This window comes from Tenacibaculum aquaeponti, assembly GCF_052084715.1.
Lineage (GTDB): Bacteria > Bacteroidota > Bacteroidia > Flavobacteriales > Flavobacteriaceae > Polaribacter.
Genome location: NZ_CP197288.1, coordinates 898334 through 923756 on the forward strand (window position 1 = coordinate 898334; position 25423 = coordinate 923756).

General features: G+C 29.1%; 23 protein-coding genes and 1 other RNA gene. 10 read left to right on the forward strand and 14 right to left on the reverse strand.

What is annotated here, in order from left to right:
• Positions 1 to 24: 24 nt before the first annotated feature.
• Positions 25 to 633 (reverse strand): hypothetical protein, encoded by a 609-nt coding sequence (locus tag ACSIGC_RS04070; protein WP_442266879.1) that lies wholly within the window; start codon positions 631 to 633, stop codon positions 25 to 27.
• A gap of 1 nt (position 634) precedes the next feature.
• Positions 635 to 1588: a PhoH family protein gene (locus tag ACSIGC_RS04075; protein ID WP_442266880.1), complete on the reverse strand. Its 954-nt coding sequence runs from the start codon at positions 1586 to 1588 to the stop codon at positions 635 to 637.
• Between the two features lie 118 nt (positions 1589 to 1706).
• On the opposite strand from ACSIGC_RS04075, the gene ACSIGC_RS04080 reads away from it, so the two are divergent.
• From ACSIGC_RS04080 to gldG, 4 genes are read left to right on the forward strand one after another with little or no spacing between them, the layout of a single operon-like run.
• Entirely contained in the window at positions 1707 to 2564 is an 858-nt protein-coding gene (locus tag ACSIGC_RS04080) for an SAM hydrolase/SAM-dependent halogenase family protein (protein WP_442266881.1), read from the forward strand.
• A gap of 10 nt (positions 2565 to 2574) precedes the next feature.
• Positions 2575 to 2871 carry a putative quinol monooxygenase gene (locus ACSIGC_RS04085; protein WP_442266882.1) on the forward strand — a complete coding sequence of 99 codons (297 nt, stop codon included), beginning with the start codon at positions 2575 to 2577 and terminating at the stop codon, positions 2869 to 2871.
• A 3-nt stretch (positions 2872 to 2874) separates the two neighbouring features.
• Complete coding sequence (gene gldF, locus ACSIGC_RS04090) at positions 2875 to 3594, forward strand: gliding motility-associated ABC transporter permease subunit GldF (RefSeq protein WP_442266883.1); 720 nt, start codon at positions 2875 to 2877, stop codon at positions 3592 to 3594.
• Positions 3587 to 5227, forward strand: a complete 1641-nt coding sequence (gene gldG, locus ACSIGC_RS04095; RefSeq protein WP_442266884.1) for a gliding motility-associated ABC transporter substrate-binding protein GldG — start codon at positions 3587 to 3589, stop codon at positions 5225 to 5227. The genes gldF and gldG overlap by 8 nt, the downstream gene beginning before the upstream one ends.
• 87 nt (positions 5228 to 5314) lie before the next feature.
• Here the strand turns inward: gldG and ACSIGC_RS04100 are convergent, their stop codons facing one another.
• The gene (locus tag ACSIGC_RS04100) at positions 5315 to 6088 is read right to left on the reverse strand and encodes an NAD(P)-binding domain-containing protein (RefSeq protein ID WP_442266885.1); all 774 of its coding nucleotides are present in this window, start codon (positions 6086 to 6088) and stop codon (positions 5315 to 5317) included.
• A gap of 3 nt (positions 6089 to 6091) precedes the next feature.
• Positions 6092 to 6754: an MIP/aquaporin family protein gene (locus ACSIGC_RS04105; protein WP_442266886.1), complete on the reverse strand. Its 663-nt coding sequence runs from the start codon at positions 6752 to 6754 to the stop codon at positions 6092 to 6094.
• A 98-nt stretch (positions 6755 to 6852) separates the two neighbouring features.
• Here ACSIGC_RS04105 and ACSIGC_RS04110 point away from each other — a divergent pair, with 98 nt between their 5' ends.
• Together ACSIGC_RS04110 and ACSIGC_RS04115 are read left to right on the forward strand one after the other, a co-directional pair.
• Positions 6853 to 7698: a DUF2911 domain-containing protein gene (locus tag ACSIGC_RS04110; RefSeq protein ID WP_442266887.1), complete on the forward strand. Its 846-nt coding sequence runs from the start codon at positions 6853 to 6855 to the stop codon at positions 7696 to 7698.
• Positions 7699 to 7838: 140 nt separating this feature from the next.
• Positions 7839 to 8369 carry a DUF4442 domain-containing protein gene (locus ACSIGC_RS04115; RefSeq protein ID WP_442266888.1) on the forward strand — a complete coding sequence of 177 codons (531 nt, stop codon included), beginning with the start codon at positions 7839 to 7841 and terminating at the stop codon, positions 8367 to 8369.
• Between the two features lie 106 nt (positions 8370 to 8475).
• Here the strand turns inward: ACSIGC_RS04115 and ACSIGC_RS04120 are convergent, their stop codons facing one another.
• From ACSIGC_RS04120 to ACSIGC_RS04145, 6 genes are all read right to left on the reverse strand, one after another.
• Entirely contained in the window at positions 8476 to 10134 is a 1659-nt protein-coding gene (locus ACSIGC_RS04120) for a sodium:solute symporter (RefSeq protein ID WP_442266889.1), read from the reverse strand.
• Between the two features lie 458 nt (positions 10135 to 10592).
• A complete protein-coding gene (locus ACSIGC_RS04125; RefSeq protein ID WP_442266890.1) occupies positions 10593 to 10844 on the reverse strand; it encodes a hypothetical protein in 252 nt (83 codons plus the stop codon).
• Between the two features lie 147 nt (positions 10845 to 10991).
• Complete coding sequence (locus ACSIGC_RS04130) at positions 10992 to 11762, reverse strand: DUF6503 family protein (protein ID WP_442266891.1); 771 nt, start codon at positions 11760 to 11762, stop codon at positions 10992 to 10994.
• 160 nt (positions 11763 to 11922) lie between these two features.
• Complete coding sequence (locus ACSIGC_RS04135; protein ID WP_442266892.1) at positions 11923 to 13719, reverse strand: cytochrome-c peroxidase; 1797 nt, start codon at positions 13717 to 13719, stop codon at positions 11923 to 11925.
• Positions 13720 to 13723: 4 nt separating this feature from the next.
• The gene (locus ACSIGC_RS04140; protein WP_442266893.1) at positions 13724 to 15247 is read right to left on the reverse strand and encodes a phosphatase; all 1524 of its coding nucleotides are present in this window, start codon (positions 15245 to 15247) and stop codon (positions 13724 to 13726) included.
• A gap of 222 nt (positions 15248 to 15469) precedes the next feature.
• A complete protein-coding gene (locus tag ACSIGC_RS04145; protein WP_442266894.1) occupies positions 15470 to 15943 on the reverse strand; it encodes a Dps family protein in 474 nt (157 codons plus the stop codon).
• Between the two features lie 103 nt (positions 15944 to 16046).
• Here ACSIGC_RS04145 and ACSIGC_RS04150 point away from each other — a divergent pair, with 103 nt between their 5' ends.
• Complete coding sequence (locus ACSIGC_RS04150) at positions 16047 to 16985, forward strand: LysR family transcriptional regulator (RefSeq protein WP_442266895.1); 939 nt, start codon at positions 16047 to 16049, stop codon at positions 16983 to 16985.
• Positions 16986 to 17037: 52 nt separating this feature from the next.
• Here the strand turns inward: ACSIGC_RS04150 and ACSIGC_RS04155 are convergent, their stop codons facing one another.
• Positions 17038 to 18660, reverse strand: a complete 1623-nt coding sequence (locus tag ACSIGC_RS04155; protein ID WP_442266896.1) for an ABC-F family ATP-binding cassette domain-containing protein — start codon at positions 18658 to 18660, stop codon at positions 17038 to 17040.
• Between the two features lie 184 nt (positions 18661 to 18844).
• Here ACSIGC_RS04155 and ACSIGC_RS04160 point away from each other — a divergent pair, with 184 nt between their 5' ends.
• Positions 18845 to 20203: a TlpA family protein disulfide reductase gene (locus ACSIGC_RS04160; protein WP_442266897.1), complete on the forward strand. Its 1359-nt coding sequence runs from the start codon at positions 18845 to 18847 to the stop codon at positions 20201 to 20203.
• Between the two features lie 115 nt (positions 20204 to 20318).
• Positions 20319 to 22136 carry a DEAD/DEAH box helicase gene (locus tag ACSIGC_RS04165; protein ID WP_442266898.1) on the forward strand — a complete coding sequence of 606 codons (1818 nt, stop codon included), beginning with the start codon at positions 20319 to 20321 and terminating at the stop codon, positions 22134 to 22136.
• Positions 22137 to 22181: 45 nt separating this feature from the next.
• Here ACSIGC_RS04165 and ACSIGC_RS04170 read toward each other — a convergent pair whose 3' ends face one another.
• Entirely contained in the window at positions 22182 to 23054 is an 873-nt protein-coding gene (locus ACSIGC_RS04170) for a LysR family transcriptional regulator (protein ID WP_442266899.1), read from the reverse strand.
• A gap of 156 nt (positions 23055 to 23210) precedes the next feature.
• On the opposite strand from ACSIGC_RS04170, the gene ACSIGC_RS04175 reads away from it, so the two are divergent.
• Entirely contained in the window at positions 23211 to 23603 is a 393-nt protein-coding gene (locus tag ACSIGC_RS04175) for a nuclear transport factor 2 family protein (RefSeq protein WP_442266900.1), read from the forward strand.
• Positions 23604 to 23673: 70 nt separating this feature from the next.
• Here the strand turns inward: ACSIGC_RS04175 and rny are convergent, their stop codons facing one another.
• Both rny and ssrS read right to left on the reverse strand, forming a co-directional pair.
• A complete protein-coding gene (rny, locus tag ACSIGC_RS04180) occupies positions 23674 to 25239 on the reverse strand; it encodes a ribonuclease Y (RefSeq protein ID WP_442266901.1) in 1566 nt (521 codons plus the stop codon).
• 58 nt (positions 25240 to 25297) lie between these two features.
• Positions 25298 to 25403: non-coding RNA, 6S RNA (gene ssrS, locus ACSIGC_RS04185), on the reverse strand.
• Between the last annotated feature and the right edge of the window lie 20 nt (positions 25404 to 25423).

The following is a 25423-nucleotide window of genomic DNA, read 5'->3' on the forward strand; positions in this document are numbered from 1 at the left end:
TTGTAAACCGCAAAAGTAAACTTTTTAATCTTTTTTAGGAATTCTTTTTATCTGCTTAATGTTATCTGAAATCGGTGTAACAGAAACTACCTTTTCTTTTTGTTCAACATAAAATATAAATGAACTATTTTGACCAATAACTTGAACGTCTTTTTGAGAATTATCTTTAAATATTAATTTGTAATTAGGCTTGATTTCTTTAGTCTTAATCTTATGATTTTTTCCTAACCCCATTCCCAATCTTAAAGAGACAAACAAAATAAAAAATAAAAATAATAAACCTTCTGCTAGTCCTTTTTTCTCTTTTAAGTCTTTAAATGCTTTTTCCCTACGCTCTATATTATGCATTTTTCCATACCACTTTTTGTGTTTGTGTTTTTTATGGAGTGCATACGACCATTTGGTTACATATTTATATAGAAGAAAAAAACAAATAACTAAAGCTAATGTTAACTTTAAACTATCTGTAAGTAAACTAAAAGGAGATATTAAAGCATCTAAAATGGATACATAATTTAAATATTGAACTTCTAATACTGCATAAAAAAGTGCATCACTTACTATTCCTAATAGAATAAAGTAAACATATAAAACGTAAAAATTCTCTTGTAAACTTAGTTTTTTAAAAATCAATTTATTCCGTTTCTATACTTTTATAAGCCTTAATAATTTTCTTCACTAATCGGTGTCGAACTACATCTTTATCGTCTAAATAAATTTGACCAACTCCTTCAATACTTTTCAATGCTAATAATGCTTCTTTTAAACCTGAAACTTGTTTACGGGGTAAATCTATTTGACCAGGATCTCCAGTAATTACAAACTTTGCATTTTTTCCCATACGCGTTAAAAACATTTTCATTTGTGCATGAGTTGTGTTTTGAGCTTCATCTAAAATCACAAAGGCATTATCTAATGTTCTACCACGCATAAATGCTAAAGGTGCAATTTGTATTGTTCCATTTTCTATGTAAGCCTGTAATTTTTCTGATGGAATCATATCACGCAAACCATCATATAAAGGTTGCATATATGGATCTAACTTTTCTTTTAAATCTCCCGGTAAAAAACCTAAATTTTCACCAGATTCTACAGCAGGACGCGTTAGTATAATTCGTCTAACATCTTTTTCTTTTAAAGCTTTTACAGCCAAAGCAACTGCTGTATATGTTTTACCTGTTCCTGCAGGACCAACTGCAAATAATAAGTCATTCTCTTTCATTAATTGAACCATCTTACGCTGATTCTCTGTTTGTGGTTTTATAATTTTACCACTTACTCCATGTACAAGTATATCACTCTTATTTCCGAACTTTCTTTCTTCTTCTTCCTTTCCATTAGATGTTAAAATACGCTCTATACTATTCTCATCAAGTTTATTATACTTATTAAAATATTTAATTAAACGTTCTAAACGTATTTCAAATTCATCTAAAATTTCTGGATCACCATAAACTTTCAATTTATTTCCTCTAGCTACTATTTTAATTTTAGGAAAATAATTTTTCAATAATGAAATTGTACTGTTCTGTGCTCCAAAAAATTCTTTTGGATTAATTTCCGTTAGTTCAATAACTCTTTCGTTCAAATGCTATAATTTTTAATTTTATTATGTTTAAATGTAGTAATTATTTTATTCATTTATGTAGCTTTGCCTTAAATTTCGATAGAGTTTTTCACAAAATAATTAACAATTAAAGCATTACATGGCGCTTATTACTTTAACTACAGATTTTGGCCTTAAGGATCATTTTGTTGGTGCTGTAAAAGGTGCAATATATTCTGAATTGCCTAATGCTAAAATTGTTGATATTACACATCTCATTACTCCTTTTAATATTACTGAAACTGCATATATACTCAAAAATGCATATAAGAGTTTTCCAAAAGGGACCATACATATTATAGGTGTAGATTCTGAATTAAGTGTAGAAAATAAACATATAGCAATAGAACTTGATGGACATTACTTTATTTGTCCGGATAACGGAGTAATTTGTATGATTGCTTCTGAAGTACAACCTGCTAAAATTGTTGAAATTAATATTCATAATCATATAGAAAGTAGTTTTCCTGTATTAGATGTTTTTGTTAAAGTTGCAACTTTTATTGCAAGAGGTGGAAAATTAGATGTCATTGGAAAAGAAATACAATCACATAAGAAATTAATAGAAATTCAACCTAAAGTTAATCAAGATCGCAATTTGATTGTTGGTGGTGTCATTTACATAGACAATTATGGCAATGTAATAAGTAATATCAGTAAAAAAGCGTTTGATGATATTGGTAAAGGAAGAGAATTTACTGTTACGGCAAGACGTTATACTTTTAAGAAAATTTTCAATAAATATAATGAGATTGTCAACTTTACCAGTGAAGATATTCGTCAATATGATGGAAATAAATTAGCCTTGTTTAACACAGCTGGATATTTAGAAATTGCTGTTTTTAGAAGTAATTTAAAAACTGTAGGAGGTGCTTCTTCCCTGCTAGGTTTACGATACAGAGATACCATTTCTGTTGAATTTCATGAAGAAGAAAAACCAGATTTTACAACCGTTTAATTAAAATATTATGTTTGTTCGTATCGTTAAAATGAGCTTTCAACCAGAAAAAATAGAAACTTTCTTAGTAAACTTTGATAAGAAAAAAGAATATATACGAAAATCACCTGGTTGTCGTTTATTAGAATTGTATAGAGATAAAACAAATCCGAATATTTTCTTTACCTATAGTTATTGGAATGAAGAACAAGATTTAGAAAATTACAGAAATTCTGAATTATTTAAATCTATTTGGGCTGAAACTAAAGTATTTTTTAACGATAAGCCTCTTGCTTGGAGTGTTGATAAAGTCGTAAGTTTGACTTAAATTATGAAATCAATATTAAAAAAAGAACTTAATTCTTTCTTTGGATCACCTATAGCATATTTGGTTATTGGTGTCTTCTTATTAGTAAACGGTTTATTCTTGTGGGTTTTTAATGATAATTTTAATATCTTAAACGCAGGATATGCTGATTTAAATTCATTTTTCTATTTAGCGCCTTGGTTATTTTTATTTTTAATTCCGGCTATAACCATGAAAAGTTTTGCTGATGAATATAACTTAGGAACTATTGAAATTTTAAAAACCAAACCTTTAACTAACTGGGATATTGTTTTAGGAAAATTTTCAGCTAGTTTAATCTTAGTTATTATAGCGTTATTACCTACACTAACGTATGTGTATAGTATTTATGCACTAGGAAATCCTAAAGGGAACTTTGATTCTGGAAGTTTAATTGGTTCTTATTTTGGTTTGTTATTTTTAGCATCAGCCTACACAGCTATTGGATTATTTACCTCTACCCTATCTAAAAATCAAATTATTGCTTTCATTCTAGGCATTGTCATATCTTTTTTTATGTTTTATGGTTTTGATGCCATAGCAAACTTATCTAATAGTTCTAATTACTACATTAGAAATTTCGGATTTAACGAACATTTTAAAAGCATTAGTAGAGGTGTTATAGATACTAGAGATTTAATTTACTTTATCAGTATAACATTCATCTTTTTATTCATCACTAAAGCACGATTAGAAAATGAATAAAAAAATCAAAAAAACAGCTATTGTTATTGTTGGAATATTAGTGCTTAATTTTTTAAGTAACTCTTTTTTTAAACGATTCGATTTAACAAAAGACAAACGCTATACATTATCAGAAGTTACTATTGATTTATTAAATGAACTGGATACTGACTTAATTATAAATGTATATTTGGAAGGTGATTTTCCTTCTGAATTTCAGCGTTTGCAAATTGAAACGCGTCAGTTTCTAGAAGAACTTGAAGCTAAAAACAGAAATGTTCGTTTTCGTTTCATTGACCCTTATGATATTCGAAAAGAATTGATTAAAAATGGAATGATGCCTAGTCAACTTTCTGTTGAAGAAGACGGAAAATTATCTGAAGCTTTTATTTTCCCTTGGGCTGAAATCTTCTATAAAAATCGTTCTCAAAAAGTTTCTTTATTATCAAATTCTTTATTTAAAACTCAAGAGGAACAACTAGAAAATGCTATAGCTGCTTTAGAACATTCTTTTGCTAGTGGAATTGAAATTATCACACAAAAACAGCCTAAAACCGTAGCCGTAATATCAGGAATTGGAGAACTTGAAGATATTAAATTATATAGTTTTTTAAGCGAATTAGGAAAGAAATACAGACTTGCTAAATTCACTTTAGACTCTGTAAATAAAACTCCTGAAAAAACATTAGAACAATTAAAAAAATTCGATTTATCGATAATAGCTAAACCTACAGAGAAATTTTCTCCTGAAGAAAAATTGACTTTAGATCAGTATATTATGAATGGTGGTAAAACTTTGTGGATGATTGATAATTTAAGCGCAGATACCGACAGTTTATATAATCAAGGTAAAATGCTAGCTTTTCCAAGAGATTTAAATTTAACTGATTTATTATTTAGTTATGGCGTACGTGTAAATAATAAATTAGTTCAAGATTTATATGCTTCTAAATTAACTTTAGCTGCTGGTAATACTGGAAACCAAACTCAATTTGAAAATTTCAACTGGTTTTATCATCCTTTAGTTACTGGAAATCCTTCACATCCAATTACGAAAAACGTACTACCTGTAAGATTTAGGTTTACCACGCAATTAGACACTCTTCAAAAGAATGTAAAGAAAACTCCTCTTTTAGTTAGCTCTGTATTAACTAAACTTTCTGGAACTCCTAAAATTATCGAGTTAGAAAGTATAACACAAGAACCAAAGCAACAGGAATACGCAGCTGGAAGTCAGTTATTAGCTGTTCTATTAGAAGGTGAATTTGAATCTGCTTACAGAAGCAGAACGAAACCTTTTAATTCTAAAGATTATACCGAAAAATCGAAACTCAATAAAATGGTTGTAATAGCTGATGGTGATATTGGAAAAAATCAACTATTAAAAGGTAAGCCTTACGATTTAGGAGTTGACAAATGGACACAGGAACGCTTCGGAAACAAAGATTTTCTAGTAAATACAGTAGATTATCTTTTAGATGATAATGGTTTAATAGATTTAAAAAATAAATCTATACAGCTTCGAGTTTTAGACAAGAAAAAAGCTTACACAGAGAAAAGATCTTGGCAATTATTCAATATTGCATTACCTATTTCTCTATTATTAACTTTCGGATTTGTATTCAACTATATAAGAAAAAGAAAGTATAGTTAAACAATACACTTTAGAAATTATTTAGATAACTCTGGTAAAGAATTAACAGTTAAGTATCAAACAAAAAGACTTGTTTAAAATTGGTTTTTATTTGTTAGGTAAATTCAACAAATCATTATAAATGAAAGTATAATTTAATCTTTGGATTAACTTATCTGAACTTATTTTTTTAAACATCAACTCAGTTTCATTTTTAAACTTAGGTTGGGATTTACCCAAACTCTTTCTAGCTTCTGTATAAAATTCTTTACGAGTTGGATGATGATCTGTACAAACATTAAAGGTTTCCCCAAAAATATCTAAATCAATTATTTTTGACAGAATTTCTATACAATCTTCTCTATGAATCATATTTACAAATCCTTCTGGTTGAGGAATTTCTTTTTCCGCAAACCAATTGCCTGGCTGTCTATTAGCTCCAAACAATCCAGCAAAACGAATTATAGTAGTAGAAAAATTTCTATTACTTCTAAAAAGTGACTCAACATTAGATAATAAAGAATCAATTGTTTCATCTTCTTCTGTATAAGTTTTATTACCTCTTGGATAAACTGAAGTAGAACTTATAAAAATCACTTTTTTAACTGATGACTTTTCTATTTCATTAATCAAGTTTTCAAAAGCTTCTATTTTTTTTGAAGTAATCATGATTAATAAAACATCGCAATTCATGAAATTTTTATAATCTAAATTTTCTTCTATATTAATCAAATATCCATTTACATTTGCTTGTTTTAAAACTTCGAGTTTTTGCTTTGTAGTTGTAGAACCATTAACCGAAATTCCGTTATTAATAAATTTTTTTGCCAATGGTAATCCTAACCATCCACAACCTAAAATACTATATCTTTTATTATTCATAGTTTAACAACCTTCGTCACAACAATTATCATCTTTTACTAATTTACAGGTAGCTACAGCTAATAATGCTCCAATAATTGGGGCTAAAATATATAACCATAAATATTCTAATTGACCAGAAACTAAAGCAGGAGCAATTGATCGAGCTGGATTCATTGAAGCTTTAGTAATTGGTCCAGCAAACATTGCTTCTAGCAAAACTACACCTCCTATTGCTATTCCTGCCATCACTCCTACTTCCTTACTTCCTGTTGAAACATTTATAATTGTTACCATTAAAAAAAATGTTAATAACAGTTCTAATATGAAAGCCCGCATAGCATCAGTGGAAGGAATTGTCGCTCCGTAAAATTCACTATCAGGAAATAAAAACAACAGTAATAAACTCGCTACTAATGCTCCTAAAATTTGAGCTAATATATATTTCGGAACTTCAGACCACGAAAACTTTTTAGCATAGGCAAATGAAATAGTAACTGCTGGATTAAAATGTGCTCCAGAAATTTCTCCAAAAGCATAAATCATAGCCATAACTATTAATCCCCAAGTAATTGCAATTCCAACATGACCAATACTTCCATTGGTAACTTCATTAATTGTCATAGCACCTGTTCCACAAAAAATTAGTGCGAAAGTTCCTACAAATTCTGAAATATATTTTTTCATATCTACAAAGATACAATCTCGTATTTTAAGTTTTTGTTAACATTTATCATTTCATTTAGCCGTAATTTTATAGAGTACAAAAACAAACTTTTATCAACATGAAAAAAATACTTTTAAGCTTATTTATAGCTTCATTAACTTTATCAGGTTATGCACAAGTAACTACTCCTCAACCAAGTCCTTCTGCTAAAATTGAACAAAAAGTTGGATTAACAGATGTTACTGTAGAATACTCAAGACCAGGTATTAAGGGAAGAAAAGTTTTTGGAGATTTAGTTCCTTATGGAAAATTATGGAGAACTGGAGCTAACAAAAACACTATTGTTACTTTTAGTGATGATGTTACTATTGATGGTAAAACTCTTAAAAAAGGATCATATGCTATTTTCACTAAACCTAATGCTTCTTCATGGGAAGTAATGTTTTATACTGATACTAATAACTGGGGAACTCCTAGAAAATTCGATCAAGCTAAAGTAGCTTTAACGACTACTGCTAAAGTTGAAAACATGCCAATGGTTATTGAAACATTTACAATTTCTATTGACGATGTGAAAAATGGTTCTGCTGTTTTAGGTATCTTATGGGAAAATGCCTACGCTGGTATTAAGTTTAATGTTCCTACAGATAAAGCTGTTTCTGCTAGTATAGATAAGGTTATGGCTGGTCCTGGTCCTAATGATTATTATGCTGCTGCTTCTTATTACATGGATGAAGGTAAAGATATTACAAAAGCTCAACAATGGATTGATAAAGCTGTTGAAATGACTAAAGATCAACCACGTTTTTGGTACTTACGCAAACAATCTTTAATTCACGCTAAAGCTGGAGATAAAAAAGGAGCTATTAAAGCAGCAAAAGCTTCTTTAATGCATGCTGAAAAAGCTGGCAACGCAGATTACATTAAACTAAACAAAGACTCTCTAAAAAAATGGGGAGCTTAATATATCTCGCTTAAATTAAAAGTTAAAAACTCGAATTCATAGAATTCGAGTTTTTTTGTATCCTACTTTTATGAATTCTTATACTAGTCTAAGATAATCTACTAATAACTTGAATTATATTTGAACTATAATTGAAGTTTATGTCTGTTTATAAAAAAATCACTGAAATAGGTATTAAGTTTATTCCTAAATCAAAGCTCTTTAAATATGGTTTTAACTTATCTCCAATGTACAGAAGAAGTACCGGAAGAGTTAGACAAATTTCCAATGATTTATTACATGTTAGAGTAAAAATCCCTTTAAGTTACAAAAACAGAAATTATGTAAATTCTATTTTTGGTGGTAGTTTATTCTCTGCTGTAGATCCTATACCAATGATACAATTAATTAATCTTATAGGAGATGATTATGTAGTCTGGGATAAGTCTGCTGAAGTTTATTTTAAACGACCAGCTAAAGAAAATGTATATGCTGATTTTTCTTTTTCTATGGAAGAACTTGATCAAATTAAACAACGAGTTTTAGAAGAAAAGGAAATAGAAATAGTAAAAACTACGCTACTTACAGACAAAACAAACTCCAAAATCTTTTGTGAGGTTCATAAAACAATTTATGTAGCTGATAAGGATTTTTATAAAGAAAAACGTGCTAGAAAAAATAAAAATAATTAATCAATACTCTTTTTTCTAGTAAAATAGAAATATTGATTAATTATTTTATCTATCGTTTATTTTCAGCTACTACTCTCCTATTTCATCAACATTTAAGTCTACTTGCTCAAAAATCATCTCCATTAATTCCTTGTAATAGTATAGCTATTACGATGACTAAACCACAGCCTAAAGCATTTAACCATAAGTAAGGTAACCAGTCTAAATACCAAACAATTATTATTATTAACTGAGTGATTATTGCTCCAATAAACACAGCATTAGATCTTACAAACTTAAAGAAGAATGCTAATAAGAAAATTCCTAATACATTTCCGTAGAATATAGATCCAATAATATTTACTAATTGAATTAAATTATCAAATAAATTTGCAACACAAGCAACTAAAATGGCTAAAATTCCCCATCCTAAAGTGAACCATTTAGACATATTTACATAATGTTGATCACTTTTCTCTTCTTTTACATTTCTCTTGTATAAATCTATTGCTGTTGTAGAAGCTAAAGCATTTAATTCTGAAGCTGTTGAAGACATTGCTGCAGAAAGTATTACTGCTAATAATAAACCTATTAACCCTTTTGGTAAATTATTTAAGATGAAATGAATAAAAACATAATCTTTATCATTTGTTTCCACTTTATCATTAGATTCTTTAATAATGACTTTTGCCTCTTCTTTTATCTTTAAATCTTCTTCGTTTAAAGCTTGTAACTTTGGCTTATTTTCTTCAGTTATTCCACTTAAAATAAGCGTTTTTTTCTCTACTTCAATTGCTCTATGTCGATCTTCTAAAACCTTATATTGATCAGCGTATTGAGAACTAATAACTGCTTCTTTTGCTTTAGGATTAAAATTTAATGGAGAAGCATTAAACTGATAAAATACAAATACCATAACTCCTACCAATAAAATAAAGAACTGCATAGGCACTTTTAATAAACCATTAAAAATTAAACCTAATTGACTTTCTCTTACAGATTTTCCTGATAAATAACGTTGAACTTGACTTTGATCTGTTCCGAAATAAGAAAGCATTAAAAATGTTCCTCCAAGAAAACCAGTCCAAACTGTATATCTATTGTTTAAATCCCAAGAAAAATCTAAAACCTTCATTTTATTACTAGCTCCAGCAATTTCAAGAGCTTTTCCGAAAGTAATTCCGTCAGGTAAATATTGAAGTATTAAGTAAAAAGCAATAAACATTCCTGAGAAAATAATTGCCATTTGTTGTTTTTGAGTAACACTTACAGCTTTTGTTCCTCCACTGACTGTATAAATAATTACCAAAACACCTATGATTATGTTTAAGAAAACAAGATCCCAACCTAATACTGCTGAAAGAATAATTGCAGGAGCAAAAATGGTTATTCCTGCTGCTAATCCTCTTTGGATTAAAAATAAAATAGCAGCTAAAGTTCTTGTTTTAAGGTCAAATCTACTTTCTAAATATTCATAAGCAGTGTATACATTTAGTTTATGATAAATAGGAATAAATACTAAACATATGATAACCATAGCCAATGGAAGTCCGAAATAAAATTGAACAAATCCCATACCGCTATGAAAAGCTTGACCTGGTGTAGATAAAAAAGTGATGGCACTAGCTTGAGTTGCCATTACAGACAAACCGATAGTCCACCACTTTGTGTCATTTCCTCCTTTAATATATTGCTCTACGTCTTTACTTCCTCTAGTTTTCCACGTTCCATAAAGAACAATAAATAATAACGTTATTGAAAGTACAATCCAATCTAAAGTTTGCATGAGAATATTATTTAGTATATAGGTTTGTTATAATTAAAAAGATGACAATGTACGCTAAATTGGCTAACAGTACTAGTGTGTACTCTTTTTTCCATATATACTTTTTTCCCATGTATGTGATTCTTTAGTTATTAATTGTTAGTTGGTTTTTCGAAAAAATTATCTGCTAAAGGTGCTTGAGTAACTAAAGCAGAAGAAAATGTAATTGGATCTCTTGCTGGTTCAGTAGGAACCCCATTATCATTTTTCTGATACCAAGTTATAGATTTTGGTAAAACTAAACCGTTAAGGTTCTCCCAATTATTTATAATAGTATCTTGGATAACCTCATTATTAGTAATTGGTAAGTTATTTATGATTGTAAAACTAAAATATTATTTGTTTAATAAAAAGAAATAAAAAAGGAGCTTTTTAAGCCCCTTTATATTTATAATATTATATAAATAAAGATAATATCTCTAACTTAAGCTTTTAAGTCTCTTTTCAGCCGCTATTTCTGCATCTTTTAATACTTGTTCATCGCAATAATAACGAACATGTGTATGCTTAATAGCTACAGGTTTTAATCCTCCATATACAACAAATTGTCCATCAGCTTCCATCCAGACATTCAAGCCTCCATTTTCACAAATATGAACATTACCTCCATTTACTTCAATTAACTTTTCCTTTGTTAAAACTTTTCCTAAATTTAAAATTGACTTTTTCATTATTACATAATTTTTAATTTATACCTACTCATAAGCTTTTCGGTAACCGCTTTTTCTTTTTACAAATATATTCATACGCTTAAATTATTTCAACACTTGGTTATTAAAAATAATTTTTAACAGTGCACAAAACAAAATAATATCATTCTAATTAGTTGGTTTTTCAAAAAAATTATCTGCTAAAGGTGCTTGAGTAACTAAAGCAGAAGAAAATGTAATTGGAGCTCTTGCTGGTTCAGTAGGAACACCATTATCATCTTTCTGGTACCAAGTTATAGATTTTGGTAAAACTAAACCGTTAACGTTTTCCCAATCATTGTATCGTATTAAATTAAACTTATCTGAAGGTTTATTGCTTCCATAAGTAACCGTATATTCTAACCATTCCATTTGTTTAGTATCAGGATGATAGTATATAATATAATTATCATCTGGAGAAGTTCCTACATTTGCTCCGTAAGATATTTTATATCCTGGATAATTTACACCTTCAAAATTTATTGGTGATACTTCAGAATATGTAATTCCATCATCCGCTAATACAAAAGGCATTGCATAAAAATAGAAATATAAATTATAGTAAAACTCAGGGTTTCCTTTAAAAGCTGTAGAATCTTTTTGACTTAACCAGACATCTTTTCCGTTGTAACCTAATGAGAAATTTTCTGCTTGAACAACAGTCTTTCTTGTAGGTAAATCAATCGTATGATCTTGATTATTGATTTTGTAAGACATTGTTCTAGCTTTACGCCAGTTATCAATTCCTCCATGTTTTTCAAATACTTCTCCTAGTGCTTTAGGAAAATTATTTTCTTTTTTAACCTCTTGTTTAAGTTGAGTTTCAACCTCTTTTTTGGCTTCTTGTTTACATGATGTTACTAGTAAAGATACTACCGAAAGTAAGATTAGTTTTTTCATTTTTATTTATAGTTTATCGACAGGTAGTCGAATGTTTTTTCTAAAAATTACAAGTGCTTGTTAAAAAAATAAAATATTAATTCATCTTTTCCATTCAGAAAAAACTCATTAAAAGATGAGTCTTTATTTACTATATTTTAAAAATTTTCTATATTAAATATTAATAATTTCCATCGTTTAATGTTTCCATGAATGCTATTACTGCTGCTATTTCTTCTTTAGAAAGTTGAAGATTATCAAAAGGTAAGGTTTGGTAATCATTTTCAATTCCTAATCCTGCTCCACCACCTTTATTGTAAAAATCCATAACTTCATCTAAAGTTGTATACACTCCGTTATGCATGTATGGAGCTGTAACTCCCACATTTCTAACAGTAGGTGTTTTAAAAAAATGTTTACGTTCTGGTGTTTTAAACAATTCATATCGTCCTAAATCTGGAGACAACTTTGCATTTAAAGTATCTTTAGTAGCTGGAATTCCAATAAACTCTAATTCTGTGTCTGTATAATTTGGAGGAATAGTTCCATTAAAAACAGGAGCAAAATGACAAGTTGCGCACATTGCTTTTCCCATAAAAAGATTAAAACCTAGTTGTTCTTCTTTTGTTAAGGTATTTTCTTCTCCTCGTATATTTTTATCAAACTTAGAATCGAATGAATTTAAGCTTCTTATATAAGATGCAATTGCATGTCTAATATTATAATTGACTCTTTTATTTTTGTATAAATCCGATAACTTGTTCTTATAAGTTTCATTATTCATTACTCTAGCTACCACTGAATCCATAGACATATTGAACTCATTATGATTTTTTACAACACCTACTACTTGTCCTTCTAAACTACCAGCTCTGGCATCCATAAAAAAAGCTTGCTGATAAGCCGAATATGCAACTGTTGGTGTGTTTCTAGTTTGATTTTTATCAAATGTTTTTTTACCATCAGTAAAAGCTAAATCTTTTACATGACATGTTGCACAAGCCATTGAATAATCTTTAGATAAAGATTTATCGTTAAATAATTCTTTACCGAAAATTATTTTCTCAGAAAGCTTTGTGGTATCGCTTAGTTGATCAGAAAAATAATCAATATTGAAAGCTGTATCTGAAAAAAGTGTTGTCATTGAGTTTGATAATGCCATTTCGAAAGGAAAGGTTACATTCCAATCTTTTTGAATGTCAACTAATAATTTCAACTGATAATCTGTATGCTTTTTTATGAATGTAAAACGATCGAAAGTATCAAAATCATGATCTAAATCTTTTTGTGCTGCAATAATTTCTTCAATGAATTTATCTTTTAGTCCTTTAGATTTGAACTTGTCTTCATTCATTTTTACAATTTCAATTATTGTATTATAAGTATAGTTACTTTCTAATAAAGATTGACTTAACACTGGTGAATCGAATCCTGTAATACCAGTCGTTGCAATTCTTACTATTTGATCTCTTAACATCCAAATGATATGATAATCCTTTAATTTCAAAGCAACATTTTTCTGAATTAATTTTAATCGATCTCTAGTTACATTAACTGCTCTATTTAATACAAGTGTATCAATTTGATCTTCGTATAAATTCTCTTCTATTACCTGAAAACCTATTGGATTGATGACTCTAGTATCTTGAGATTCTTCTCCTTTAACTTGAATAATATTTGGCGCATTCAACGATTTGTAATTATTCTTATCTGAATACGCCAAAATTGGCTCCATTAATTTAAAATACTTTCTAGCAGTTTTGTAAAATTCTTTTCTTTCTGAAGAAGATGTACTTTCTAAATTTATCTTATCTAAATGAGTTATAGCATTAGATAAATAGTCATTATATAAAACAGAAATATCTGTAGAAAAATCAGCTACAGCTACATATTTTTTATCTTCTTTACCACATCCGACTAACAAAAGCAAAAGACATACACAGAGGTATGCCTTAGCTCGACTTAATATGTCTTTCATTTTTTTATCTTTCTAACCCAGTGATAACGTGTAAAACTGAACCTTCTTTTCTATTTCCTAAATCAGGATTCGCTAATGGATCTGTAAATGAAGTTCCATCTGCAGGCTCCCATCCGTGATTTTGAGTAATTACGATAAATGTACTTTTACCATTGCTAACAATATCAGTTACATCGATCATACCTGTAATTTCCCAGTTTCTTGTGTTAGAACCATATCCCATATCAGCAGCTCTATTTTGATCACACTCTAATACAGTTTTGATTTCTCCTGTATTTAAGTTGTATTGGTATAATTTAGCAAATCCGTTTACTGAAGTATCTAAATACCCATTTGGATCTTCTTGGATATAAGCATAATTTTCAGTTACTAAAATATTATCTGGAGAATGGAATCCATCAGCTTTTCCACCAACTTTATCACCATCTAAAATACAAGTGATTTTAGCAGCTCCTGTTGGATCTGTATCATTTAATACAACTTTATAAATACGTCCTAAGAAAGTACCTTTACCCATTAATCCAGATTTATTTCTACCTGTAACAGCAAAGTAAAGTTCTCTTTGATTACCAGCAGATCCTCTTCTCCAGTCGATATCTTCTAAACGAGAGAATCCCATTACTCCTTTAGACTTAGCTTCAGCATCTAAAGCACTAATTTCAGTTTCAGTTAATTCAACAAATTCAGCATCATACTCAGTTCCTTCAACCATATCAACTTCATAGTCGATTCCAGCAGTAGTAACTTTTAACCCGTATAATTTACCAGTTTCTAAATCACCTCTATTTCCAACATACATTCCTAATTGTCCTGAAGGAACGTCGTTATCTGAATGATCATCTCCAATAAAAGCAACTGTTTTATTTGGATAAGCATCTTTACCAATAACAACAGCATTTTCTGTAGACCATTGACCTAAAGCTGGTAATAATCTTCCTGTTCCAGCATCATCAGCTGATTTGTATGGATCTGTAGCGAAAACTCCTTTAGAAGATCCTCCCCATTCTCCACCAGATAAATACATTGGTCCAAAACCATGCTCTTCTGGACTAATCATAGATCCTGAACATTGAGCAGTTTCTGCAGTTGCAGCAGCATTTAAAATATACTCTCCTGCAGTTGGCTTTAAATTTTTATCTAATTTAATTCTAGCAATAGAATAATCAGCTTCTATGTTATTAATTAATGTGAAAGTTCCGTCAGCTTCTCTTAATAATCCAGCCCCATCAGCCATAGATCCGTAAACGAAATCTGGTGTGTTAGGAATAATATCTTCAGAAGATAAAATTGGAGTTATTTTTAATCCTACGAAATCACTAGTTACTTTTAAAAAGTTTGGTGTTTTAGAAGATGTTAATACAGCTGTGGCGTCTTGACCGTCTTCCCCATCTTGACCGTCTTGTCCATCTACTCCATCAATACCATCTTTTCCATCTACACCATTCATTCCATCTTCACAAGAATAAAATGTAGTAGTAGAAATAGCTAATGCTAATAAAGCAGCTACACTTAATTTAAGTTTTTTCATGTGTCCTTATTTAGTATTTGTTAATTAATATTTACTAGGCAAAACAAAGGCTCAGATTTAAACTTTAAGTGATCAGCATTTTAATTTCTTTTTAATAAAAAGTTACCTAAATCAATTAATCTTTAATAATTAGAACTGATATAAATAAGACGATTTTTATAAAAAAAAGAAAAGTGATAACAATAATGCAATCACTTTTATTTTTTAATTTATTCTTGTTATCTACTTGGTTAACCAAGCATTAAACATCCAAATTGTTTTTTCTTGTTCTGCGATAAAATCGCTCATCATAGAATTTGTTCCTTCATCGTTAGCTTCATCAGATAATTCTAAAATTTCTCTTTCTATACTTAATAATGTAGTTAAAGAACTTACTATTAACTGTATTGCTTGTTCATCGTTACTTATACTTTTACCAACTGTAACGTTACCATTATGTAAATAATCTTCAAAAGTATGTAAAGGCTCTCCTTGCAAAGTCAAAATTCGTTCAGCGATTAAATCTATTTTTAATTGGGCATCTGTATATAACTCTTCAAACTTCACATGTAATTCAAAAAAGTTTTTCCCTTTAATATTCCAATGTAATCCTCTCAAATTTTGGTAATGAATCTGAAAGTTGGCTAATAATGTATTTAGTTCTTTAACTAATTCTTCAGATTTTGCTTTATCTAATCCTATTATTGTTTTAGTCATAATCGTTTTTAATATTTCTTTTTTCAAAATTATCTCAAAATAAAAAGAAACTACTATTAGTATAATTGATAGTTTTAATATATTTATCGAAAATTATTATAGAATGACTATAACTCAGTTAAAATATACCTTATCTGTTGCAGAACATAAAAACTTTACTGTAGCTGCTGAGCATTGTTTTGTTACTCAGCCTACACTTAGTATGCAAATTCAAAAACTAGAAGAAGAATTAGATGCTAAGATTTTTAACCGCTCTAAAAAACCAATTGAATTAACACCTGTTGGAGAAAAAATAGTAGAACAAGCTAAAGTTATTGTAGATGAAAGTAATCGAATTATAGATATTGTTCATCAGCAAAAAGGATATATCGGTGGTGAATTTAAGTTAGGAATTATTCCTACAGTTATGCCTACTTTATTACCTATGTTCTTAAAAAACTTTACTAGAACTTACCCAAAAGTTCAGTTGATAATTGAAGAATTAACTACAGATGAAATTATTAGAAAATTAACTGATGGATATATTGATGCTGCAATAGCTGCCACTCCATTAGGTAATGAAGCTATTAAAGAACGAGTTTTATATTACGAACCTTTTGTTGGATTAATTCCTAGTGAACATCGCTTATTTTCAAAATCTAAATTAGATGTTGAAGATTTAGAATTAGAAGATGTTTTATTATTAGAAGATGGACATTGTTTTAAAAACAGCGTTATTAATCTATGTAAAATGAATAAGAAAGATGATGATAAAAAGTTTCATTTAGAAAGTGGAAGTTTTGATACGTTAATTAAACTATCTAAAGATGGTTTAGGTATGACACTTTTACCATATTTAAATACTTTAGATTTATCTGAAGAAGACAAAAAATATTTACGAGAATTTAATACTCCACCACCTGCTAGAGAAGTTAGTTTAATTTATCACAAGTCGCAGTTAAAAATGCAACTAATTGAAGCTTTAAAAAGTAATATTGATGGTATTATTAGAGGTGCAATTGCTTTTAGTGATGTAGATATTATTAGTCCAATTAAAAAATAAACATTTATTATAATAGGAAATAAAAAAGGAAGCTAAAAAGCTTCCTTTTGTTTTATGCGTACATTTTTTCTCTTAATTCTTTAACTTTAGAATCATCTAAATAATCATCAAAAGTTGCATACTTATCAATAACCCCATTAGGTGTAATTTCTATAATTCTATTAGCAACTGTTTGCGCAAACTCATGATCGTGAGTTGTAAATAAAACTGTTCCTTTAAAGTTAATTAAAGAATTGTTTAGAGATTGAATTGATTCTAAGTCTAAGTGGTTTGTTGGTTCATCTAACATTAATATGTTAGCTCTAGTCATCATCATTCGAGATAACATACAACGTACTTTTTCTCCTCCAGACAAAACATTACTCTTCTTTAATGCTTCTTCTCCTGAGAAAATCATTTTCCCTAAGAAACCTCTTAAGAACACCTCTTCACGCTCTTCTTCAGTTTGTGCATACTGACGTAGCCAATCTACTAAGTTTAAATCCCCATTTTGGAAAAACTCAGAGTTATCTGCTGGTAAATATGATTGTGTGGTTGTTACACCCCAATTATATTTTCCTGCATCAGCTTCTACATTTCCTGCTATAATTTGATAAAAAGCAGTAGTTGCTTTTGAATTTTTAGAAATTACTGCAACCTTATCTCCTCTATTTAAATTAATATCAACATTAGAGAATAATAATTCTCCCTCCACATCAGTTTTAGACAAACCTTCAATATTTAAAATTTGATCTCCCGCTTCTCTATCTCTTTCAAAGATAATAGCTGGATATCTTCTACTTGATGGTTTTATATCTTCTACATTAAGTTTTTCAATCATTTTCTTACGCGAAGTAGCCTGTTTAGATTTAGCTACATTGGCAGAAAAACGACGAATAAACTCTTCTAATTCTTTCTTTTTATCTTCAGCTTTCTTGTTTTGTTGTGCTCTCTGTTTAGCAGCTAACTGACTTGATTCATACCAGAAAGTATAGTTTCCAGAAAAGTGATTAATTTTTCCAAAATCAATATCAGAAATATGAGTACAAACTGCATCTAAGAAGTGACGGTCGTGAGAAACAACAATTACTGTGTTGTCGTAATTTGCTAAGAAATTCTCTAACCAAGCAATAGTTTCAAAATCTAAATCGTTGGTAGGCTCATCCATAATTAATACATCTGGGCTTCCAAATAACGCTTGTGCTAATAATACACGAACTTTTTGTTTACCATCTAAATCTTTAACTAAAGAATAATGTAAATCTTCTTTTATTCCTAAGTTAGATAACATTGCTGCTGCTTCAGAATCGGCATTCCAACCATTCATTTCTTCGAACTGAACTTGTAACTCTCCAATTTTCTCAGCATTCTCATCAGTATAATCAGCATATAAAGCGTCGATCTCTTTTTTTATTTTATAAAGATCTTTATTTCCCATTACAACTGTTTCTAGAACAGGAAATTCATCAAACGCATAGTGATCTTGGGATAAAACTGACATTCTTTTTCCTGGTTCTAAATGAACATGACCAGAAGTAGGATCTATTTTACCTGATAATATTTTTAAGAATGTAGATTTACCAGCACCATTTGCACCGATAATACCATAACAATTACCTTGAGTAAACTTCGTATTCACTTCATCAAATAATACACGCTTTCCAAATTGAACGGATAGGTTAGAAACTGATAACATTATCTACTTTTTAAATTTCGATGCAAAAGTATAAAAACTAAAGGCTTTTAAAAGCATTTGTATCGCAAATATTTATTTTATTAATAATCATTCTATTTTGTTAATATTAACATCGAATTAACATCATAATATTACTCATATTTCTATTTTTGATAGCTGAAAAATAGAACTTTCTAACAAGAATATGATTAAATATATAGTACCTTTAATTTCGATTTTCTTAATTAGTTGTGCTACTTCAAAGGATGAAAATTTCACTTATGTAGGTGGAAAAATAATACATCCTAAAGGTGAATTTGTTATTATTTATGATAACAAAAGTGAAGTTGTAGATTCTATTAAACTAAATATAGATAATACTTTCTTAGGAAAATTAACAGATATTAAAACTGGTTTATATTACTTTAAACACGGGCCAGAAACCCAATATTTATATTTAGAACCTCAGGATAGTTTGCTTTTTCGCTTGAATACATGGGGATTTGATGAATCGTTAGTTTTTAGCGGTAGTAATGCTGAAGAAAATAATGCTCTAATTGAAAACTTTTTAATTAATGAAAAACAAATTAAAGATTTTTATAAATACAATAAGTTATCTCCTGATGACTTCTTAAAAACAATAGATTCTTTAAAAAAAGATAAAGACAAGTACTTAGAAAATTTTAAAACACGTACAGTAGATTTTTCTGATAATTATTTAGACATATTAAAAGTGGCGTTATATTATCCTCTTTATTCTAAACTAGAAACCTATGCAATAAATAATCGTTTAAAAGAACAACCTGATAGTATAAACGAAAATAAATTTATATCTCATCGAGATAATATACGCATAAACGGAGATTCATTAATGTTTTTCCCTCCTTATGGCAAATATGTTTATAATAACATATACTATGATGTATATGCAAAAAACATTAAAGATGACAGCGATGATTTTACGCTTTCTGTTCTAGAAACTGTAAACAATAAAATAGAATCTAAGAGTTTAAAGAATAAACTACTTAAAGAAACTATTATTCGCCATTTTTACTCTAAAAAGAGCTGCAACTTAAACAAAAAGGCTTACGATTTATTCTCTAAATTTTCATCTAGTGATTCGGATAAAGCTAAAATCACGAAATTATTAGCAGATGTAAAACACATTCCAAAAAATAAACACTTACCAAGTTTCAATTTACACACACCTCAAGGTTCAATTGAAAATATAAACAATATAATAAGAGGTAATAGTAGTGTTATATATTTTAGAAATAAAGATTATTCATCGGATAAGTGGGTAGCATCTAGAATGAATTATTTAATTGAAAAAAATCCAGAAATTAACTTTTTGGTTATAAACTTCAATCATAATAATAAAAAGTATATTAAAAACTTAAACATACAACATCAGTTCTATCTTGATGAAAAAAGTGATGCTCATAACTTTTTAAGTAGTAAATATCCTAGAACAATTTTAGTAAATAAAAAAGGGATTGTTGTTAATAGTTTTTGTGCTTTATCTTCTAAAAAAATAGAAAAACAAATTACTGAGCTTCATTAATTTAGCTTTATCCTATATTTTTATTTTTATTTTACTACTTTTGCCGCGTCCAAAAAAAATATAAATATTAAGAATTCATGGATAGGGCATCTGTGAATTCGCTTAAATTCACATTATGTCAATAAATTTTTCTGACTTAGGTTTAAAAGAACCTATTAATAAAGCGTTGTTAGATTTAGGTTACGAAACTCCTACTGTAATACAACAAAAAGCAATACCACAAATAATATCATCAAAAGACGATCTAAAAGCATTTGCACAAACTGGTACAGGTAAAACAGCTGCTTTTAGTTTGCCAATAGTAGAACAAGTTGATGAAAACAGTAATCATACTCAAGCGATAATCTTATCTCCTACTCGAGAATTAGCTGTTCAAATTGGAAAAAATATTGAAGATTTTTCTAAGTATATACCAAATTTAAACGTCACAACCGTTTATGGTGGTGCTAATATTGAACAACAGATTAAGCAATTAAAAAAAGGAATTCAAATAGTTGTTGGTACACCAGGTAGAACTGTTGATCTAATAAGAAGGAGAGCTTTAAAACTTAACAATGTAGATTGGTTAGTTTTAGATGAAGCTGATGAAATGCTTAACATGGGATTCAAAGAAGAACTAGACAAAGTTCTTGAAGCAACTCCAGACACCAAACAAACTTTATTATTCTCAGCAACATTCCCTAGAGAAGTTGAAGCTATTGCTAAAAACTATATGGAAAATCCTGTTGAAATAACCTCAGGAGAGAAAAATCAAGGATCTGATAATGTAACACATGAATTTTATAATGTTACAGAAAAAACAAGATATGAAGCTTTAAAACGTGTTGCAGATGTAAATCCTGATATATATGCTATTGTATTTTGTAGAACAAGAAGAGAAACACAATTAATTGCAGATCAATTAATTCAAGACGGATATAATGCTGATGCTTTACATGGTGATTTATCTCAAGCACAAAGAGATAGTGTTATGGAAAAATTCAGAAAGAAAAACATTCAAATGCTTGTAGCAACAGATGTTGCTGCTAGAGGATTAGATGTTAATAACTTAACACATGTTATTAATCATAAATTACCGGATCAAATAGAAAATTATAACCACAGAAGTGGTAGAACCGGTAGAGCAGGTAACAAAGGAGTTTCTATTGCATTAGTTAACAGAAAAGAGAAAAATAAACTTTTTCCTATTGAACGAATTTTAAAAAAGAAGTTTATTCAAACTCCAATTCCGAGTGGAAAGGAAATTTGTGAAAAACAATTATTTCATCTTATTGATAAAATTGAAAAATCTGAGGTTAATACTGCAGAAATAGATAGTTTTTTACCTAGTATTTATGAAAAATTAAGCAACTTTTCCAGAGAAGAACTTATTCAAAAATTTGTTTCATTAGAATTTAATTCTTTTCTAGAATATTATGAAAATGCACCAGATTTAAATAAAATCAGCTCTAGAGACAGAGATAGTTCTTCTAGTAGAGGTGGAAACAGAATGTCTAGTGAAAATATGACTAGATTCTTTATAAACATAGGAAGAAAAGATAGACTTAATCCTGCTAAATTAATGGGATTAATTAATGAACAAGGAATTAACAAGAATGTTGAAATTGGTGCTATTGATATTTTAGACACGTTTTCTTTCTTTGAAATTGATAAGAGTCATGAAGCTCAAACTTTAGAGGTTTTTGAAGAAAATCAACCAGATTTTAATGGTAGAAGAGTAAATATAGAAATCACTAAAGAACGAAAAGGAGGCGGAAGAAAACGCTCTGGAGGTGGAAGAAGACGAAATGATGGTGCTTCTGACAGACCTTCTAACGGAGGAAATAGAGGTTTTGGTAGAACAAGAAACAAAAGTAATAACAACTCTTCTGGTCAATCATCTGAGAGAAGACGCAATAACAACAACAGTTCAAGAAAAAATAGACGTAGATAAAAATCTATTTTATAAGTATTAAAAGCCGCTTTAAAAGCGGCTTTTTTATTTTGATTTAGAAAAATGATCTTCAAAATTTGAAATAAAATCATTAATGTATTTTTTCAACTTATCTTCTTTTCTAAAAACAATATAATGTGTTCTTTTAACTCCATTACTTCCCAATTTTTTAAAAGTTAACTCTTCTGAAACTTTAAATGAATTCACTGCCCAAATTGGTACACATATTAAACCCATATTTGCTTCTACCATTTCTAAAGCTACTTCTGTTAAAGGAACTGCTGAAATTTTCTTAGGTATAATTTTATCAGGTTTTAAAAAGTTATTGTAAACGGAAACTGTTTCTAATGGAAATGAATGAATTATTAAATGCTCATTTGTAAAATCATCAGCACTTAAAAAATCTTTTCTACTAAGAATATTTTCTTTATTAATAACCGCTAAGATTTCATCATTATATACTTCTTTCCACTCTAAATGTTTATGATCCGGTTTTTGAGTTACTATTGCGATATCTATTTCTTTTGATAATATTTTAGGTATAGGCTGATGGGTTGCTTCAAGTATTATATCGATAGTGATCTCTGGATATAATACTCCCATTTTTTGAATAAAGCCAGAAATCCCTTGATAGAAACTATAACACTCTGTACTTAATTTGATATTTCCTTTAGAACCACTTTTGATTTGTTCTATTTGTTCAAAACCTACTTTAATCTTTTCAAGAACATCATTTCCCAACTTATACAACTCCTTACCTTCTTCGGTTAAGATCCATTTATTTCTTGACCTTAAAAACACCTTAAATCCTAGTTGTAACTCTAATTCTCTTAATTGATGACTTAATGCTGACTGTGTTAAAAATAATTTTTCTGCAGAATTTGCAATACTACCTTCTTCAGCAATAGATTTTATCAATTTAAAATATTTGATTTCCATATATAACAAAGCTACTAATTTGTCTAATAATTCATCATTGAATAAAATTCAATTACATATTAGAAACTCTCAGTTTTAAAATTACAGTTGAGCTCAACTTGGAACTAATTTTGGTTAATCTTAAATTTAATTACAATGACAGAAAAAACAACAAACAATTCACTTGAATTAATAAATGCTATACAAATATATTTTGATGCTATACATTATTGTGATGTGCAAAAACTTAATGCTATTTTTCATAACAAGTCGAGTCTTTTCGATGTAGATAAAGGAAACGTATTTATGGAATCTATTACTAGTTTTAGTGAAGACGTAGCTGGAAGAATATCGCCTGCTAGTAAAAATCAAAAACCAGAATATGAAATTTTGATGATCGATATGCTCTCTTCATTTTGTGCTACAGTGAAAATAAGAATTAGAGTTCATGAAAATATATTTGTAGATCATCTTGGATTTGTAAATGGAGAAAACGGATGGCAAATAGTTTCTAAAATCTGGCATTTAGAACAAATAATTAATAAATAAAATAATCTCATAAAAAAAAGTACGAGTATTAATTTACTCGTACTTTTTTATGAATTATCTGTTTAGAGAACTATTTCGCTACGTTTACAGCTCTTGTTTCTCTAATAACAGTAACTTTTACTTGACCAGGATATGTCATATCATTCTGGATTTTTTGTGAAATATTGAATGATAATTCAGCAGCTTTTTCGTCATTAACTTTTGTGCTTTCTACCATAACTCTTAACTCTCTACCCGCTTGAATTGCGAAAGCTTTTTGAACTCCACTAAATCCGAATGCAATATCCTCTAGATCTTTCAAACGTTGGATATAGCTATCTAAAACTTGTCTTCTTGCTCCAGGTCTAGCTCCTGATATTGCATCACAAACTTGAACTATAGGGGCAATTAAAGTTTTCATTTCTATTTCATCATGGTGAGCTCCAATTGCATTACACACATTTGGCTTTTCACCATACTTCTCGGCCCATTGCATTCCTAATAATGCGTGAGGTAATTCACTTTCTGTTTCTGGAACTTTACCAATATCGTGTAATAAACCAGCTCTTTTAGCTGCCTTGGCATTTAACCCCATTTCTGCAGCCATAATACCACATAAATTAGCAACTTCTCTAGAGTGTTGTAATAAATTCTGACCATAAGAAGAACGATACTTCATTCTACCTACAGTTTTAATTAATTCAGGGTGTAACCCATGAATTCCTAAGTCGATAACAGTACGTTTACCTACTTCTATAATTTCTTGATTAATTTGTTTTTCTGTTTTCCTAACGATCTCTTCAATCCTTGCTGGGTGAATTCGTCCATCAGTTACTAATTTATGCATCGATAAACGCGCAATTTCTCTTCTTACTGGATCAAAACAAGATAAAATAATTGCTTCAGGTGTATCATCAACAATAATTTCTACTCCTGTAGCTGCTTCTAAAGCTCTAATATTTCTACCTTCTCTACCAATAATACGACCTTTAACATCGTCTGATTCTAAATTAAATACAGAAACACAATTTTCAACTGCTTGCTCTACTCCTACTCTTTGAATTGTGTTTAAAATCACTTTTCTAGCTTCTTGTTGAGCAGTCATTTTAGCTTCTTCAATAGTTTCTTGAATAAAGCTCATTGCATCAGTTTTAGCTTCTTCTTTTAAAGAGGCAACTAGTTCTGTTTTCGCTTCATCTGCAGAAAAACCAGAGATTTGCTCTAACATATCTACATGACGCTTGTGTAACTTTTCAACTTCAGATTCTTTTTTATCTAAAAAATCTAATTTATAATCTAAATCGGCTTCTTTTTTCTCTAAAGATTGTGTTAGTTTCTTATTTTTATCTAATTCTGAAGATACTCTCGATTCTTTATCTCTGATTCTTTTCTCTACATCAGACATTTTCTTTTCTCTAGATAAAATTACCTTTTCATGTTCAGATTTTAGTTCTATAAACTTTTCTTTTGCTTGTAAGATTTTATCTTTCTTTATGGCTGCGGCTTCAACTTTTGCCTCTTTTATAATATTTTCAGCTTCTTTATTCGTTTCTTTAAGTAATTTATTTGCTTTAGATTTTTCTAAAACCTTAGCTACAATAAAACCAACTACAATACCAACTACTCCAGCTAAGATTGGCATACCTAAATCTTCCATATCAATGATTTGATTATATATTTATTTAATAAAAAAGCCCACATTAGTATGGTTTTATAAACTCCTTAAAAACAGGTTTAGAACTAACTGGCTGATCAAGGATCCGAACTAACGGTTTGCTTTACTAACCAAGACTCATTCTTTTTAAAGATATAGTGTTGAGTTTATTAAACTTATGTACTAA

What these genes read in the sequence shown, in the direction of transcription:
- ACSIGC_RS04105 (WP_442266886.1), bottom strand. Translation starts at nt 6,754, where the DNA reads ATGAAAAAATATATTTCAGAATTTGTAGGAACTTTCGCACTAATTTTT.
- ACSIGC_RS04130 (WP_442266891.1), bottom strand. Translation starts at nt 11,762, where the DNA reads ATGAAAAAACTAATCTTACTTTCGGTAGTATCTTTACTAGTAACATCA.
- gldG (WP_442266884.1), top strand. Translation starts at nt 3,587, where the DNA reads ATGAATAAAAAAATCAAAAAAACAGCTATTGTTATTGTTGGAATATTA.
- ACSIGC_RS04080 (WP_442266881.1), top strand. Translation starts at nt 1,707, where the DNA reads ATGGCGCTTATTACTTTAACTACAGATTTTGGCCTTAAGGATCATTTT.
- ACSIGC_RS04100 (WP_442266885.1), bottom strand. Translation starts at nt 6,088, where the DNA reads ATGAATAATAAAAGATATAGTATTTTAGGTTGTGGATGGTTAGGATTA.
- ACSIGC_RS04110 (WP_442266887.1), top strand. Translation starts at nt 6,853, where the DNA reads ATGAAAAAAATACTTTTAAGCTTATTTATAGCTTCATTAACTTTATCA.
- rny (WP_442266901.1), bottom strand. Translation starts at nt 25,239, where the DNA reads ATGGAAGATTTAGGTATGCCAATCTTAGCTGGAGTAGTTGGTATTGTA.
- ACSIGC_RS04085 (WP_442266882.1), top strand. Translation starts at nt 2,575, where the DNA reads ATGTTTGTTCGTATCGTTAAAATGAGCTTTCAACCAGAAAAAATAGAA.
- ACSIGC_RS04165 (WP_442266898.1), top strand. Translation starts at nt 20,319, where the DNA reads ATGTCAATAAATTTTTCTGACTTAGGTTTAAAAGAACCTATTAATAAA.
- ACSIGC_RS04120 (WP_442266889.1), bottom strand. Translation starts at nt 10,134, where the DNA reads ATGCAAACTTTAGATTGGATTGTACTTTCAATAACGTTATTATTTATT.
- ACSIGC_RS04155 (WP_442266896.1), bottom strand. Translation starts at nt 18,660, where the DNA reads ATGTTATCAGTTTCTAACCTATCCGTTCAATTTGGAAAGCGTGTATTA.
- ACSIGC_RS04175 (WP_442266900.1), top strand. Translation starts at nt 23,211, where the DNA reads ATGACAGAAAAAACAACAAACAATTCACTTGAATTAATAAATGCTATA.
- ACSIGC_RS04135 (WP_442266892.1), bottom strand. Translation starts at nt 13,719, where the DNA reads ATGAAAGACATATTAAGTCGAGCTAAGGCATACCTCTGTGTATGTCTT.
- gldF (WP_442266883.1), top strand. Translation starts at nt 2,875, where the DNA reads ATGAAATCAATATTAAAAAAAGAACTTAATTCTTTCTTTGGATCACCT.
- ACSIGC_RS04140 (WP_442266893.1), bottom strand. Translation starts at nt 15,247, where the DNA reads ATGAAAAAACTTAAATTAAGTGTAGCTGCTTTATTAGCATTAGCTATT.
- ACSIGC_RS04145 (WP_442266894.1), bottom strand. Translation starts at nt 15,943, where the DNA reads ATGACTAAAACAATAATAGGATTAGATAAAGCAAAATCTGAAGAATTA.
- ACSIGC_RS04160 (WP_442266897.1), top strand. Translation starts at nt 18,845, where the DNA reads ATGATTAAATATATAGTACCTTTAATTTCGATTTTCTTAATTAGTTGT.
- ACSIGC_RS04115 (WP_442266888.1), top strand. Translation starts at nt 7,839, where the DNA reads ATGTCTGTTTATAAAAAAATCACTGAAATAGGTATTAAGTTTATTCCT.
- ACSIGC_RS04150 (WP_442266895.1), top strand. Translation starts at nt 16,047, where the DNA reads ATGACTATAACTCAGTTAAAATATACCTTATCTGTTGCAGAACATAAA.
- ACSIGC_RS04125 (WP_442266890.1), bottom strand. Translation starts at nt 10,844, where the DNA reads ATGAAAAAGTCAATTTTAAATTTAGGAAAAGTTTTAACAAAGGAAAAG.